At 49.1% G+C, this 16,346-nt stretch carries 14 protein-coding genes; 7 read left to right on the top strand and 7 right to left on the bottom strand.

From position 1 onward, the window contains the following. Positions 1–83: 83 nt before the first annotated feature. Positions 84–467, top strand: a complete 384-nt coding sequence (locus Nant_RS12835) for a hypothetical protein (RefSeq protein ID WP_054342067.1) — start codon at positions 84–86, stop codon at positions 465–467. A 33-nt stretch (positions 468–500) separates the two neighbouring features. Further along, complete coding sequence (locus Nant_RS12840) at positions 501–806, top strand: hypothetical protein (RefSeq protein ID WP_054342068.1); 306 nt, start codon at positions 501–503, stop codon at positions 804–806. Positions 807–1,355: 549 nt separating this feature from the next. Here the strand turns inward: Nant_RS12840 and Nant_RS12845 are convergent. Then, complete coding sequence (locus tag Nant_RS12845; RefSeq protein WP_054342069.1) at positions 1,356–2,399, bottom strand: IS110 family RNA-guided transposase; 1,044 nt, start codon at positions 2,397–2,399, stop codon at positions 1,356–1,358. Positions 2,400–2,574: 175 nt separating this feature from the next. Between Nant_RS12845 and Nant_RS12850 the strand changes: the two genes are divergently transcribed. From Nant_RS12850 to katG, 5 genes are all read left to right on the top strand, one after another. After that, positions 2,575–2,982, top strand: a complete 408-nt coding sequence (locus Nant_RS12850; RefSeq protein WP_054342070.1) for a GFA family protein — start codon at positions 2,575–2,577, stop codon at positions 2,980–2,982. Positions 2,983–3,112: 130 nt separating this feature from the next. Then, complete coding sequence (locus Nant_RS12855; protein ID WP_054342071.1) at positions 3,113–3,631, top strand: DinB family protein; 519 nt, start codon at positions 3,113–3,115, stop codon at positions 3,629–3,631. 381 nt (positions 3,632–4,012) lie between these two features. Further along, positions 4,013–4,582, top strand: coding sequence for an alkyl hydroperoxide reductase subunit C (gene ahpC, locus Nant_RS12860; RefSeq protein WP_054342072.1), 570 nt, complete (start codon positions 4,013–4,015; stop codon positions 4,580–4,582). Between the two features lie 183 nt (positions 4,583–4,765). Beyond that, positions 4,766–6,394: an alkyl hydroperoxide reductase subunit F gene (gene ahpF, locus Nant_RS12865; RefSeq protein WP_082400251.1), complete on the top strand. Its 1,629-nt coding sequence runs from the start codon at positions 4,766–4,768 to the stop codon at positions 6,392–6,394. Between the two features lie 141 nt (positions 6,395–6,535). Beyond that, positions 6,536–8,710 carry a catalase/peroxidase HPI gene (gene katG / locus Nant_RS12870; RefSeq protein WP_054342073.1) on the top strand — a complete coding sequence of 725 codons (2,175 nt, stop codon included), beginning with the start codon at positions 6,536–6,538 and terminating at the stop codon, positions 8,708–8,710. A gap of 177 nt (positions 8,711–8,887) precedes the next feature. Here the strand turns inward: katG and Nant_RS12875 are convergent, their stop codons facing one another. The 6 genes from Nant_RS12875 to Nant_RS12900 form a co-directional block, all read right to left on the bottom strand. Continuing rightward, complete coding sequence (locus Nant_RS12875; protein WP_054342074.1) at positions 8,888–9,946, bottom strand: formate dehydrogenase subunit gamma; 1,059 nt, start codon at positions 9,944–9,946, stop codon at positions 8,888–8,890. 57 nt (positions 9,947–10,003) lie between these two features. Beyond that, positions 10,004–10,630: a formate dehydrogenase FDH3 subunit beta gene (gene fdh3B / locus Nant_RS12880; protein WP_054342075.1), complete on the bottom strand. Its 627-nt coding sequence runs from the start codon at positions 10,628–10,630 to the stop codon at positions 10,004–10,006. 13 nt (positions 10,631–10,643) lie between these two features. Then, positions 10,644–13,511, bottom strand: a complete 2,868-nt coding sequence (locus Nant_RS12885) for a formate dehydrogenase subunit alpha (RefSeq protein WP_054342076.1) — start codon at positions 13,509–13,511, stop codon at positions 10,644–10,646. Positions 13,512–13,537: 26 nt separating this feature from the next. Continuing rightward, positions 13,538–13,741, bottom strand: coding sequence for a twin-arginine translocation signal domain-containing protein (locus Nant_RS12890; RefSeq protein ID WP_054342077.1), 204 nt, complete (start codon positions 13,739–13,741; stop codon positions 13,538–13,540). 75 nt (positions 13,742–13,816) lie between these two features. Further along, positions 13,817–14,449: a TorD/DmsD family molecular chaperone gene (locus tag Nant_RS12895; RefSeq protein WP_054342078.1), complete on the bottom strand. Its 633-nt coding sequence runs from the start codon at positions 14,447–14,449 to the stop codon at positions 13,817–13,819. A 19-nt stretch (positions 14,450–14,468) separates the two neighbouring features. Further along, entirely contained in the window at positions 14,469–16,271 is a 1,803-nt protein-coding gene (locus Nant_RS12900; RefSeq protein WP_054342079.1) for a 4Fe-4S binding protein, read from the bottom strand. Positions 16,272–16,346 lie beyond the last annotated feature (75 nt).

Below are 16,346 nucleotides of genomic sequence, written 5' to 3' on the forward strand. Positions count from 1 at the left end.
CCGGACGCCTAAACGCGCCGGCCAAAAATAGGCCGCCACATTTAGTCGCCACTGTTGGCGACGTTATGCATCAGTGAGTAGATATGGAGTTATCTATTATTTATATAGTTTCAGTGTTTTTTGCAATATTTACATTGGTTGCATTTGTTGCTATCCGAGCACAAAGAATGAGAACGCCAGAAGAAACAGGATTGCATCCCGAAATTGAGGAGATCTGCGGCGGCAGAATAAATCTTCTAAATTATACTTGGCCGTTGGTTAGACACGCTGTATATAAAGAATTTATTGTCTTAAGCTGTATTGGAGGAACATACATTATTCCAAGAGAAAGCCTCATTGTTGAGGTTGCAGATGGACTTTTTTCATCAGGGATAAGGTATAGTTCTCCTAAATATTTGGGGTGTGAGTTAAGAGTTTGGACTTTAAGAAAGAATGAAGTATTTGGAATATTGGGCATTAATGCATAATAAATTTGTTCAGCCGACGTTTTGTGTAGCCGTATGAATAAGTTGAGTTCATTAATCATCGTTCCAGCGTTACTTGGCTTAGTCCTGCTAGGAGTGGTGCATTATGATTTATACTTATTTAGTGCAAAGGACGTCACTGTTCAGGCAATGCTAATTCGGGAAATTTCGGTTGTTATTTTAGGCCTTATTAGTTCTCTCTTTGGTGCGGCTGTATTCTTATATTGCTTGGCTAAAAAGTTTTGGCTTAAAGCAGGGTTATCAATGTTAAGTATTCTTGTGTTTTTATTTAGCTTTACTATGGCAGGAGTAAACGGTGGGGCATTTCTAAATGCAACATAGCAAGGCCACACATAACACATATGAGCCTTCTCAAGTAAATAGGCCAAAGTAACTCTTATCGGCCGCGTCAGCGGCCGATAATAAAACTATCAGCAAGGCTCTTTACTTCATCTGTCTTTGTCGGCTGTTAAGTACACTTACAGCAAACATACCACGGGCACTTCTTCGGGCGCATAGAGGCTCTCTTACTGCGGAGTTATCCGCTGCCTGATTACCGGTCCTTCAGTAATATCAGGGGCACTACGACTGCAAGGATGCAGGAGATAGAGCGACGCAGGAAGCCAAAGCCGAGATATTCATCGGTTAACCTGTGGCTGTCCTATTCAAAAGACGGGCTGCACGCTCCAGTTAGTTTCAGGTTCAGCTCAGGTGTAAGCGCACTTGCTGATGATGCTAATGCACGCCAACGAGGTGTCTAATCAAGAGCACGGGCTTCATGAATAGGAGTAGAGTACCTTTTCAGATGTCGAGCATCAGTTAACACACGTAAGTACTCATCACTCTCCCGAGTGCGATCCAGTTAGACGTTCAGCTCACCTCGTTGCGTGACTAACCCGCTAAAAACTTATTCTCATCGAAGACCTTCTCCTGCTTCAGCATAAAATACACAGCACGCCCTAATTTATGGGCCAGTGCCGATAATGCTTTGGCTTTATTCATCCGTTTTTGGAGTCGTTGTAAGTATTTTTGAGCATTTGGATTGCCGCGTAAAAAGAGGACGGCGGCTTCAGAAAACGCCCACTTTAAATGGGCATTACCAATCTTATTACCCTGAGTACCGTACGTTTTATCGGCGGACTCGGCCTTACATTTGACCAGTCGTGAGTATGAGGCAAAATTTTGTACTGATTCAAAACGTTGGATATCGCCAATTTCATACAAGATCGTGAGTGCCAAAATACGGCCGACACCGGGTATGCTTCTGAGTAAGGTGAAGCAGACGGGGTTATGGTGTTTAGCCTTTTGTTCCAGGTGCCATTCGAGTTTGCTTAGCTCGCGGTGGTAGCACTCCAGAATATTGAGATCTAAATCGATATTGAGTTGCGCCTCGGGATTCTCAAACGTCGATTTGAGTTGATCGCGCGCACAGATATTTTTCAGATTAACTTTATTCGGTGGCAGATTATATTGGCTCGTCGTATTCACGATATGCGCTTTAAGATCAGCACCGTGGCGGACAATACGTGTCCGTCGCCGTAGTAAATCGCGTGTGACCCGCATCTCTCGTGGGTAGACATAAGCGAACGGAAAATTGCCACCGCGCATCAATTTAACAATTTTGTAAGAATCGATCCGATCATTCTTAGTTTTACCGCCATGTATGGCTTTCATATATAACGCATGGCCCAGAATAAAGTGAATACCGTGATCTTCACAAAAGTCGGCCACCCAGTACCAGCAGTGCATGCATTCGACACCCATGACGAGATCATCAAGATAGGGTTCAATCAGTTGGTAAAGTGGTTCTGGGTTGGCGGATATCTCTTTATGCAACAGCGTTTTGCCTTCATGATCGATGATGCATACGTAAAGGGATCGGGCATGTAAATCGATTCCACAATAATGGAGATGAGTGGTATTGTAGAAATTCATGGGTCTTCTCCTTTTTTGGTTGGATTGCCTTCCAGCTTACCGCGACTGCGGTGGCTGGGGGAGAAGGCTCAATAAGTATCAAGGCGCTGCTGCCGGACAATTTTCCGCTGCGCTCCAAAATTGCCGCAGAGCGCGGCGTTATGTTTACAATCATTTACTCAACTTGGAGTTAACTATGGCTAATATAATTTCAGGTAGCTGTTGCTGTGGGGACGTTGAATTTATACTTGAAGATAATTTCAGCAATTTTTTCTTTTGTCATTGTGAGCAATGCAGAAAATTAACAGGTACTGCTCACGCATCTAACCTATTTACTTCACCTGACAATATAAATTGGGTTAATGGGGCTGATAAAATAAAACGCTATGATCATCCAAAACGTTCCTTTTCTAAAGCCTTTTGTGAAAACTGTGGTTCTGGTTTACCGTTTTTGTCGCAAAGTGGTAAATCTTTAATTGTGCCAGCGGGTAGTTTAAATGGAGAGCCGTCTATAAAGCTCGACGCTCAAATATTTTGTTCTGAACAAGCTGAATGGCATAAAAATGGTGTGCAAGTAGCTAAAGTTTCAGGATTTCCAAAGTAAACATAACAAGAATTTAAAGCGGGACTGCTAACAGTTTACTCGGTTCCGCTTCGCTCACATTTTTGCAAACAATTATCAGCCCCTTAAATGGGCGTTGGTATGACTACCATGAATAAAGCTAGGGAGTGTTATGAAGCTATCTCAAACGATTAAGATTCTCACGAAATACAAAGCATGGGCAAATGAATTAACTTTTTCAGCAGTTCATGATCTTCCGGAGGGGGAAGCCACAAAGAAACGACAAACGCGCTTCGCTAATATGGTCCATACCCTTAATCATGTTTACGTCATTGACGATATTTTTAAAGCACATATTCTTGGAAATTCTCATAGCTATACTGCACGTAACACTGAGAGCCATCCACCACTTGAAGAACTTTGGAAGCTGCAAAGGGTTATGGATAAGTGGTATGTCGATTATGCCGAAAAATTATCAGATGAAAGATTATCTGAAATAATTAAGTTTCAATTCGTAGGCGGTGGTGAGGGAGTTATGTCACGTGCAGACATGATTATTCATGTTGTAAATCACTCAACCTACCACAGAGGTTTTGTGGGCGATTTAATGTATCAGGTCCCTGCAATCCCACCTGCGAATGATTACCCTGTATATTTGAGAGAAATTCACGAAAATGCATCACACATATGAGCCTTCTCAAGTAAATAGGCCAAAGTAACTCTTATCGGCCGCGTCAGCGGCCAATAATAAAACCATCAGCAAGACTGTTTACTTCATCTGTCTTTGTCGGCGGTTAAAGGTTAAAGCCCTTTTTACCTTAGTTTCCTAGTTGATTTGCCTTAGTTCGTGACTCCTTAGCTTAAGGTGACCGAACTCCTTTCTCTGGTAACAGAACCCGCGCATCGAAAAAACCAGCCCGCGAAACGCCGATCGAAATGTTATTTATCAGTTAGCTAAAAGTGGCGATAGGAAATATTTATCGCCCGGTTAGCAATGTTCAATTTCAATAAATTCCCGCTATTTTCTATTATCTCCTTATCGAAACAACATGAACTTTCCAGGAGAAATACGATGTCACAGTCACTCATTAATACCGAAGTAAAACCTTTTAAAGCCTCTGCATTTCATAACGGTGCGTTCATTGATGTAACTGACGCAGACATGAAAGCGAAGTGGTCAGTTGTGTTTTTCTACCCTGCGGATTTCACTTTTGTCTGCCCAACAGAACTTGGCGACCTTGCTGATCATTACGACCAAATGCAGGCTATTGGTGTAGAAGTTTATTCAGTGTCAACTGACACGCATTTCACGCACAAAGCATGGCACGACTCTTCAGAAACGATCGGTAAGATCAACTACCCAATGATCGGCGACCCAACCGGTGCTATTACACGTAACTTCGGTGTGATGATTGAAGAAGTCGGTCTGGCTGAACGTGGAACCTTCGTTATCGATCCAGAAGGAAAAATCCAGATTATCGAAATTAATGCTGGTGGCATCGGGCGTGATGCAAGCGAATTGCTGCGCAAAATTAAAGCGGCTCAGTATGTAGCTACACATCCGGGTGAAGTGTGCCCAGCAAAATGGAAAGAGGGTGAAGCAACACTAGCGCCTTCATTGGATCTGGTCGGTAAAATTTAATAGTGGTCAATAAAAGATAAAGTACATATTTATCAATCGATTAGAGCTGGCTCTTTCTTGCCGGATTGAGCCGGTTGTTATCGATGTATTGGCCGTGTTTAGTATCATTTTTATTAGAGTTTCATCCGGTTTTCATTATAGGCTTCCCGAAATTTTCCGGACCACAGTCAATAGGAGAAGGTTATGTTAGATGCAAGTATTAAGAACCAATTAGACACATACCTACAAAAAATCGTTAATCCGGTTGAGATCTCTGTGTCCGTTAACAACTCGCCTAAGTCTGCAGAACTACAAGCGTTAGCCACGGAAATTGCGGCGCTTTCAGAAAAAATTACGTTACAAACACAACAAATAGAGGCGAACAGTACACATCGTGCACCATTAATGGCAATTGGAGCGGCAGGAAAAGATGCCCGTGTCGGGTTTGCCGGTATACCCATGGGGCACGAATTCACGTCTTTAGTCCTCGCTTTACTGCAAGCTGGCGGTCATCCCTCTAAAGCGGAAGCCGCATTACAGCAGCAGGCTGAACAGTTGCAAGGGGAGTTTCATTTCGAAACTTACATTTCCCTGGCATGTCAGAACTGCCCGGATGTTGTGCAGGCGTTGAACCTGATCGCAGTGTTGAACCCGAATGTTACGCATACCATGATTGATGGCGCACTGTTTCAGAATGAAGTGAATGAGCGAAACATACTGGCTGTGCCTTCTATTTATCTTAATGGTGAATTGTTCGGACAAGGCCGAATGACATTAGCTGAAATTCTAAACAAGGTCGATACGAGTGGCGGCCAAAAGCACGCCGCCGCGTTATCTGAAAAAGAACCTTATGATGTGCTGATAGTCGGCGGTGGCCCTGCAGGTGCAGCCGCAGCGATTTACGCTGCACGTAAAGGAATCCGAACCGGGGTTATTGCTGATAGGTTTGGCGGGCAAGTATTAGATACGATGTCGATCGAGAACTTTATCTCCGTTAATGAAACCGATGGCCCTGGATTGGCAGCAAATCTTGAGCAGCATGTGCTGAGTTATGATGTTGACGTGATGAACAGCCAGAAAGCCAAAAAACTAACAGCAGGTGACTTGATCAGTGTTGAGTTGGAAAACGGTGCAACGTTAAAAAGTCGATCGGTGATCCTCTCAACAGGTGCCAGATGGCGCGAAATGAATGTGCCGGGTGAGCAGGAGTATCGCGGTAAAGGCGTTGCCTACTGCCCGCATTGTGATGGGCCATTGTTTAAAGGCAAACGCGTTGCTGTTATTGGTGGCGGTAATTCAGGTATCGAAGCTGCTATCGATTTGGCAGGTATTGTTGAGCACGTAACCGTACTTGAATTTAGCGATACATTACGCGCCGATGCGATATTACAACGCAAGGCGAATTCAATGAGTAACATCACCATTATCAAACAGGCGCTGACGACAGATGTCAGCGGTGACGGGCAGCGTGTAACGGGCTTGAACTATACAGATCGCGCCACTAATGAGCCGCATTATGTTGAGTTAGCGGGTATTTTTGTGCAGATTGGTCTGATACCTAATACTGAATGGTTGCAAGGTGATATTGAACTGAGCAAGCACGGTGAAATTGTTATCGACAATCGAGGTCAAACATCGATACCCGGTGTTTTTGCTGCAGGGGATGTAACCACTGTTCCCTATAAGCAGATTATTATCGCGATGGGAGCAGGCTCAACTGCCGCATTAAGCGCATTTGATCATTTAATCAGATCACCACTTATTGATACTGGAACGTTTGATGCCGGTAAGTATGATAATGAACAACCTGAAGTAAAAATTCAGGCGGCTTAACTGAATAGTCGTTACGGCCCACCGCGAATTGATGGCCATTGAATTATCTGCACGTTCAGGCCATTCCATACGACGTTATTTTCACGATCCGGTCGTCATATTCACAAAACTCAATCAACGTAGCTGAGAACGGAGAAAAATATGAATACAAAAGATCTGAGCACAGCGGGAAAATGTCCGGTGATGCACGGTGGGGTTACCTCGGCCAGCCTATCGAACATGGAGTGGTGGCCCAATGCCCTGAATCTTGACATCTTGCACCAGCACGATAGTAAGACAAATCCGCTGGGGGTTGGTTTCAACTACCGCGAAGAGGTTAAGCAGCTCGATGTCGATGCACTGAAGAAAGACCTCAAAGCCCTGATGGCCGACAGTCAGGACTGGTGGCCTGCGGACTGGGGACACTACGGCGGCCTGATGATCCGCATGGCCTGGCACTCTGCGGGCACATACCGCATTGCCGATGGTCGTGGCGGTGGCGGCACAGGCAATCAGCGCTTTGCGCCGTTGAATTCCTGGCCTGACAACGCCAATCTCGACAAGGCCCGCCGCCTGCTGTGGCCGATTAAAAAGAAGTACGGCAATAAACTCAGCTGGGCCGATCTTATTCTCCTCGCGGGCAGCATGGCCTACGAGAGCATGGGCCTGAAGACGTTCGGCTTTGCCTTCGGCCGGGAGGATATCTGGCACCCGGAAAAAGACACCTATTGGGGCGCAGAAAAGGAATGGCTAGCGCCCAGCGGCAGCGCTAACAGTCGCTACTCTGGTGAGCGCGACCTGGAAAACCCGCTCGCGTCTGTGATGATGGGGCTGATCTATGTGAACCCGGAAGGGGTGGACGGAAAGCCTGACCCGCTCAAAACCGCCCATGACATACGCATCACTTTTGCCCGCATGGCGATGGATGATGAAGAAACCGTGGCCTTGACCGCGGGTGGGCACACCGTCGGTAAGTGCCACGGTAACGGCAGTGCTGACAATCTTGGTGACGCACCGGAAGGCGCCGACCTTGAAGAGCAAGGGTTGGGCTGGAACAATCAGACCAGTCGTGGCATCGGCCGTGACACAGTAACTAGTGGTATTGAAGGTGCCTGGACTACTCATCCCACTAAATGGGACAACGGCTACTTCGACATGCTGTTGAACTACGACTGGGAACTGCAAAAAAGCCCGGCCGGAGCGTGGCAGTGGCAGCCCATTAACATTAAAGAAGAAGACAAGCCGGTTGATGTAGAAGATCCTTCCATCCGTCATAATCCGATTATGACCGATGCCGATATGGCCATGAAGATGGACCCGGCCTATCGGGAAATATCGGAACGCTTTTATAATGATCCGGCTTACTTCTCTGAGACCTTCGCCCGCGCCTGGTTCAAGCTGACCCATCGCGACATGGGGCCGAAGTCCCGCTACATTGGCCCGGATGCACCCAAAGAAGACCTTATCTGGCAAGATCCGGTACCTGCCGGTCGTAAGGACTATGACGTAGCCGCCGTCAAAGCGAAGATTACCGACAGTGGCCTCAGCATCAGTGATATGGTATCCACGGCGTGGGACAGTGCCCGCACTTTCCGTGGTTCAGACAAGCGCGGCGGTGCCAACGGTGCACGCATTCGTTTGGCTCCGCAAAAGGACTGGGAAGGCAATGAACCGCCCCGGTTGGCCAAGGTACTGGTGGTGCTGGAGAAGATTGCCGCCGAGACTGGCGTCAGCGTAGCAGATGTGATTGTGCTGGCGGGTAACGTAGGTGTTGAACAAGCGGCTAAGGCCGCAGGTGTTGATGTGACGGTTTGGTTTGCCCCTGGCCGTGGCGACGCCACGCCCGACATGACGGATGCTGAGTCTTTCGACGTACTTGAGCCGCTGGCGGATGGTTTCCGTAATTGGCTGAAGACAGACTACGTCGTCAGCGCCGAAGAGTTGCTGCTCGACCGTGCTCAATTGATGCGATTGACCGCTTGCGAGATGACTGTTTTGGTGGGGGGGATGCGTGTGTTGGGTACCAACCACGGTGACAGCCAGCATGGCGTGTTCAGCGATCGTGTCGGAGTGCTGACTAACGACTTCTTCGTCAACCTGACCGATATGGCTTACACCTGGAAGCCGGCCGGACGCAACCTGTACGAAATCCGCGATCGTAAAACGGATGCCGTGAAGTGGACTGCTTCCCGAGTCGATCTGGTGTTTGGCTCCAACTCGGTGCTGCGTGCCTACGCTGAGGTCTATGCTCAGGACGACAACCAGCAGAAGTTCGTGGAAGACTTCGTGGCCGCCTGGACAAAGGTCATGAACGCAGACCGTTTCGATTTGGTGTAATCCTGTAAGCTACCCATTGTGACCACAGAGCCGGGTTACTTGGGGTTCAAACGAAACCAGGCCTGTATATGCTTATTAATAGTCTATACAGGCCTTATTTTTGCTATAAAGTTTGAAGTTATTAGTCCCTTGTTCGAAAGGCTCTTGTTAAAGAGCCGCTTGTTAAAAAGCCTCGTACTAGTGCCTGTCGGTTCCTTCTGTTCGCACTTCGCCTTTCATCTCTTTATACCAAAGATCATGATGCTGTTTAGCCCATGCTTCATCGACATGGCCTGTTTTCATACCTTCGAGCGCACCTTCTGTACCGGCGGTGCCGATATAGATATGCCCAAACGAAGCGGCTATCAGCAATAGCGATACGGAGCCATGAATCAGATTAGCCAGTTGCATGGTCTCGCGATATTGGTCAAAGTTTGGAAAATCCATTACCAGACCGCTGACGCAAACCACAAGCCCGGCTATTGTCAGGAGCCAAAACCAGGCTTTTTCACCGCCATTCATGTAGCCCGCACTCGGATGGGCTTTACCCACCATGCCGCCGCCTTGCATAAACCATTTAATGTCTGTGCTGTTAAAGAAGTTATGTTTCATCCATTTGATGATCATAACTAATAAGCCGAGTACAAAGAGTGGGCCAAGGTAGTTATGCGCTAATTTACAGGCGGTGGCATAGTTACCCCAGAGCGAATCTCCCAGAGCGGCACGGAGGAAGAACTTCCCGTACAGCAGGGTTAAGCCCGATATCGTTAAGATGATAAACAGCGTTGCGACAGTCCAGTGTAGGGCACGATCAAAACGTTTCCAGCGTTCAATGGTGTTACCCGTGCGCGGGGAGGCGAGTTTACTTTGGCCTACTAAGAGGTAGAAAGTAAGCAGTACGGCAAGTGTACCCCCCAGTGCATAGGCGCCTATTGGTGTGACCCACTGGTTACGCCATTGTCGCCACTCTTCACCTTGTACGTTGATCAGTTGATTCGCTTCTCTTGCCTGTGACTGGGTACGACCGGTTTCACCTTGTTGGACGGCTCTCCAGTACTCGGGGCCGGCAAAACCTGCCACTTTTGCTGTCGAAGAACGGGCTGCAGAAGAGCGTGTGTCAGACGCGTCGCCTTCTGAAGCACTGGCGGCGTGTGTAAGCCCTGCAAACGACAGTGAGAGTGCTAATGTCAGCGCCAACAAGGGCAGCAGTATGATGTGAAATGGCAGTTTAAGACTGAACCATTTGTGTGGAATCATAGATCCCCCTCATGCTAAGGCGCCGGAATATTCCGGCGCGTTAAGGGTTAAGGCTTATCAGGCTTTAGGTTGGGTTGCATCGTAAGCCAGGTCTGCTTCGTATTGAGATGCGTTCTGGGTTTGTGCCCAGGCACCATCATTGTGACCACGATAGATGACGCGCTCACGGAAGATGTCAGATACCTCCGCGGCATCACCGGCCAGCAGTGCTTTGGTAGAGCACATCTCGGCACACAGGGGCAGTTTGCCTTCAGCGATACGGTTGGAACCGTATTTGGCTTTCTCTTCCGGGCTGTGATCCTCTTCAGGGCCGCCTGCGCAGAAGGTGCACTTATCCATTTTCCCTCGTTCACCAAAGGCGGCACTACTCGGGAACTGCGGCGCGCCAAATGGGCAGGCGAACAAGCAGTAGCCACAACCGATGCAACCGTCTTTATTGTGTAGCACTATGCCATCTTCGGTCCGATAGAAAACGTCCGTAGGGCACACCGCCATACAAGGCGCATCTGAGCAATGCATACAGGCGACAGAGATTGAGGTTTCTCCGGGTTCGCCGTCATTGATGGTAATAACGCGGCGGCGTTGGATGCCCCATTCAACGTCGTTTTCGTTTTTACATGCGGTGACACAGCCGTTGCATTCGATGCAACGCTTGGAGTCACAGAGGAATTTCATATTAGCCATAATCTGTTACTCCTTAGGCGGTTGCTTTGTTAATACGACACAAGGTAACTTTCGTTTCCTGCATCTGAGTGACGGGATCATAACCGTATGTGAAGGCGGTATTGGCGGCTTCACCCGTGACATAAGGTGCTGCCCCTTTAGGGTATTTGTCGGTGAGGTTTTTACCCTGGAAACGTCCGCCGAAATGGAAGGGCATAAACACAACGCCTTCAGCAACACGGCGAGTTACCAGCGCTTTCACCAGAACCTTACCGCCTTCAGCCCCTTCGACCCAGACATCGTCGCCATCCCTGAAGCCGATATTGTTGGCATCCACCGGGTTTACTTCAACAAACATCTCCTGTTGAAGCTCTGCCAGCCAAGGGTTGGAACGGGTCTCTTCACCGCCGCCTTCGTACTCGACCAGACGGCCAGACGTCATGGTGATAGGGTATTTTTCAGACAGGTCTTTATCCTGAATTGATTTGTAGAGGGTCGGTAAGCGGTAGATGGATTCGGCGTCATCCCAGGTAGGATACTTGCTGACCAGATCGCGGCGTGAACTGTATAACGGCTCACGATGCAGGGGTACTTTATCCGGGAAGGTCCAGACTACGGCACGCGCTTTGGCGTTACCGAAAGGAGAGCAGCCATGTTTGATCGCTACACGCTGGATACCGCCGGAGAGATCGGTTTTCCAGTTTTTGCCTTCAGCCTGTACTTTTTCAGCGGCGCTCAGGTCATCCCACCAGCCGAGTTTTTTGAGTAACTTATCGCTGAATTCAGGGTAGCCATCTTTGATATCTGAATCTTTAGAGAAGGAGTTCTCAGCCAGCAGGTTTTCGCCTTCACGTTCAACACCAAAGCGGGCGCGGAAGGTTAAGCCACCTTCGGCAACGGTCTTGCTGGTATCGTACAGAATCGGTGTGCCCGGATGGCCTTGTTCTGCGGTTCCCCAGCAGGGCCACGGCATACCGTAGTATTCGCCTGATATCGGGCCACCTTCACCTTGTAACGTATCGTAGTTGAAGGTGTGCCAGTTTTTCTGATGCAGCTTCAAACGTTCAGGGCTTTGGCCGGTGTAACCAATCGTCCACATCCCTTTGTTGAATTCGCGAGTAATGTCTTCGATGACGGGCTGGTCGTTTTTAACTTCGATATTTTTGAATAGCTGTTCGGAAAAACCGAGTTTTGTTGCAAGCAGATTCATGATTTCGTGATCAGGTTTGGAGTCAAAAAGCGGCTCAATGACCTGGTCTCGCCATTGTATCGAGCGGTTTGATGCCGTCACAGAACCGTACGTCTCAAACTGGGTGCAGGCCGGTAGTAGATAAATACCGTCTTTGCGGTCGGACATAACGGCCGCATGGGTTGGGTAGGGGTCAATAATGACCAGCGTATCGAGATTCTCGATCGCTTTTTTCATCTCAACGCCGCGTGTCTGGGAGTTAACCGCGTGGCCCCAGCAGACCATAACACGTAGATTGTCGTTTTGGTCGATGCGGTCTTTATCTTCAAGTACGCCGTCAATCCAGCGAGAAACCGGAATGCCTTTGTCGTTCATTGGCTTAAGTTTGCGATAGACGTTCTGATCGAAACGGTTTTTGATCCATTCCATATCTACATCCCAGACCTTGGCCCAATGCTTCCAGGCGCCATCAGAAAGTCCGTAATAGCCGGGTAATGTATGCGATAGTACACCCAGATCCGTCGCGCCTTGTACGTTATCATGGCCACGGAAGATGTTAGTACCGCCGCCCGAAACGCCCATGTTACCCAGCGCCAGCATCAGGATGCAGTAGGCACGGGTATTGTTGTTACCTGTGGTGTGCTGGGTGCCACCCATGCACCAAATAATGGTGCCAGGGCGGTTTTCAGCCAGCTCTCTGGCGGCGCGGTGCATCTGCTCGCCGGTTACACTGGTGACACGCTCGACTTCCTCAGGTGTCCATTTGCTGACTTCTTCGCGTACTTCATCCATGCCGTAAACACGTTGCTGGATGAACTGTTTATCTTCCCAGCCGTTTTCGAAAATATGCCACAACAGACCCCAGACGAACGCCACATCAGAGCCCGGGCGAATGCGGATATATTCATTGGCGTGAGCCGCCGTACGAGTGAAGCGTGGATCAACACAGATGATATGTGCTTTGTTGCGTTCTTTGGCGCGCAGTATGTGCTGCATGGCCACCGGGTGCGCTTCTGCCGGATTGGAACCGATCAGGAGAATAGATTTGGAGAAATGGATATCATTGAACGAGTTTGTCATCGCTCCATAACCCCAGGTATTGGCTACACCGGCTACCGTAGTAGAGTGGCAAATCCGGGCCTGATGGTCGACGTTATTGGTACCCCAAAGCGCCGCGTACTTACGGAACAGATAGGCCTGCTCATTACTGAATTTAGCGGAGCCGAGCCAGTAAACAGAATCCGGGCCGGATTCTTCGCGTACTTTCAGCATCCTGTCACCGACTTCATCGATGGCTTGTGCCCAGGTGACCTTTTTCCATTCGCCATCCACCAATTTCATTGGGTATTTCAGACGACGATCACCATGACCGTGTTCACGCACGGCTGCCCCTTTAGCGCAGTGGGCACCTAAATTGAAAGGGTGATCAAAAGCAGGCTCCTGGCCTGTCCAAACGCCATTCTGAACTTCAGCGTAGACACCACAGCCAACCGAGCAGTGCGTACAGATAGTACGCTTTACTTCAATGGGTGCACCCGTTGTTGGCACTGCGGCTGCTTTTGCTTGTTGCATCATGCCGGGTGCCATCATGCCGACAGTGGCGACACCCCCCGCAGCAATACCCGAGTTTTGCAGGAAGCGGCGGCGGCTAAGGCCCAGCCCCGACGTCTTAGATGTAGCGGCGCACGAGTCAGATTTTTTGGTTAGTCTCATTTTTCAGATCCTCAGCTGTACGGCTATCAGTTACGCAATGTGTTGTAAAAGCTACGTACATGTTCAGTTTCCTGATAACCCGCACTTTGCTTTTTTTCGTCAGTTTCTGGCGTGCTTGCTTGTGCTTCTACTGTGCCCACAACGGCCGCCGCTCCGAGCGCGGTGCCTGCCAGGCCTAGTGTTTTCAGAAATCCGCGGCGTTCTGTATTGGGTTTTTCTTGCTGGCTCATAATATATCTCCGCTCTTTAAAATCGCTATGTCAGTGGCTTAACTGTCAAGCATGCTGTTTTTATTATTGTTGCTGTTATTGTTGCTGTCCGTTTTCGCGTACCGCCGGTGATAGTTGTATAAACCAGTTATCCTCTTGTTGCATAAAAGCGTTGCCTAGCAGGCCCGCCGCCGTGTAAAAAACGGCATTATCTGCGGTCTGTACATCGCTAAAAAATCGATTAGCCCAGCTCGCTAAATGCTGCTGCCAAAACTGATGCTGTGTGGCATAGCCGTGACCATTGGTGATCAGCAGGCTCATAACCTCACAGAGTGCGGCAATGTGGTCTTCGGGTTCTTTAACGCTGGGTTGACGCTCAAAACCGAGTCGCTTTAAGTCTTCCCGTAACAGCACCAGTGGTTTTTCCATCAGGGAGCCTGTCAGATACCAACAGGCGAAAGGCATCAATTCGCCACGGCCGACACCAATAAAAAGATGGTGATATTCATTATCGAGTTGCTGTGGCTTGCTATGTCTGGCGGTCAGTGCCAGCGTGCTCCAGGCTCTCGCCATGGGCGTGTCTTCGTCTTGGTCGGGTTCAAGGCTGGCTAGCCACGCCAAGAGTTCAGTTTCAGGTGCGTTGCGGAGTAATGTCGCTAGCAGGGCGTAGATATCTGCTCTTAACTGGTCGGTTTCCTGCAGCGCAGGCGTAGTATTAATCATATTCATGGTCGATGACTCCGCGTGCTTACAGTTCAAGTTGTTTTTCTGGATGCTGATTCAGGTCGGTATAAATATCTTTAACCCGACAGTCTGCACACATTTTTAAACGATTAATCGCTGCGCCTTGAAACATGCGGTGTTCGCTAAGCTTGTCGAGCATTTTGTCAATCGTGCGGCGCGGCGCAAAAGGCATGCTGCAGGTGATGCACTCGAACGCTTCATCGGCATGGATTTCGACAGCCTGTTTGCGAGTGTCCGATAGCAGCAGGCGTGGCTCGAGCGTGATGGCATTTTCAGGACAGGCGCGTTCGCACAGATTGCATTGCACGCAGTTCTGCTCAGTAAAATTAAGTGCCGGCTTTTCTCCTCCACTGGTCAGCGCTTGCGTCGGGCAAACGGCGACACAGGACAAGCATAAGGTGCAGCTTGACGGATCAATGCTTACTTGACCAAAAGGAGAGCCCGCCGGCAGGGTGAGGTGTGCGGGTAATGGCGGCGTTTCAGGTGTAGATTCATGCGCAGGTGCCTGTGCAATAAGCTGATCCAGGGCCGCAAACAGTACATCACGTTTGTTGTCGTGCTGTTCCGGCATGGCTGCAGGCGTCGTTGTAGGGGTGGTTATGTCAATAGCCAGGGAGTTGTTAGCTGGCTCAGGGCTGTTTAAGAGCTCAGGGCTGTTTATTCGCTCATGGCTGTTTAATTGATCGGCCAAGAGGCTGTTTATTAGCTCAAGGCTGTTACCGTTTAACTGTTCGCGGTCAATTATCTGTAACCGGGATTCGCTATAGCCTAAACCGCTGAGCATTATTTGTGTGAGCCTGACTTCACGTGTGAGCAATGCACGCATGGATTCAGGTAACGTCGGTGTATCCAATAACAGTATATGGCTAACGCCTGCTGCCAGGGCAGACAGCCAAATCTCCTGACCCGCCGCCGCCAGTTCTTCGAGCTGAATCGGTATAATATTACCCGGCAATTGAGCGAGCAGTTCAGTAACAATCTGCTGGCCTTGTTCATGATCATGCAGTAGCAGAGCAGGTTGTGTGCCGCCGGCTTCCTTGTAGGCGTGCAGCAGTTTGTGTAGGTAATCCAGAAGACGAGTCGGCTTAGGTAAGGTGTAGGTGATAGCGCCGGTTGGGCAGGCGGTGGAGCAGCCTCCCGCGCCATGACACAGGTAAGGATCGATACTAATCAGATCCTTAATCGAGCTGATGGCATTGGCCGGGCATACATCAAGACAACGGGTACAACCGGTTTGGCCACGGTTGGAATGCGCACAGATATCCTGATTAACCTGAAAGTATCGCGGCTTTTCAAATTCGCCGATGTACTCGGGGAGCTGCTGGATAACATCACTAAAATTGTCGGCGTCAGGGGCTATGTGAAAATAACCGGCAGGCGCCAGCTCAGTGGTAAACAGTGAGTTTTTACCCAGATTGAGTATTAAATCAAAGGTAGCTCGGTTTTGCGCTAATTTGGCGAGTTCGATTGACTGCTCTTCGTGTCGAATACTGACTTGAAACTGCCCCAAAAAACCTTTTACCGCTTCTATCTTTGTTTGGTAGGCAGGCAAGGTCGCTGCCGCCGCCAGTGCCTGCTCAATATGAGCGTTGTCGGTATTCTGAATAGCCTCAGTACATAATAGGGTGATACTGGCCATGTCTTGCAGCTGATCGGCAGCCAGGCGAATCATATCTTCTGAGCCGGTAATCAGCAGGTGCCCCTGGGTGCTAAAACCGACGGTAGCCGGTGCCAGGTTATGGGGGGGCAGTACACGCTGTTGTGCTGCTTGTCGTGCCAGATTGTTCAGGGATTGCTCGTTCTTCATGTCATACCTCACCTGGCCACTGCCAACATGTGTAACCTTTAACGATTACGGACAGTCTGTCTTGGTATCGACAGC

Source organism: Neptunomonas antarctica (assembly GCF_001305295.1).
Classification (GTDB): Bacteria; Pseudomonadota; Gammaproteobacteria; order Pseudomonadales; family Balneatricaceae; genus Neptunomonas; species Neptunomonas antarctica.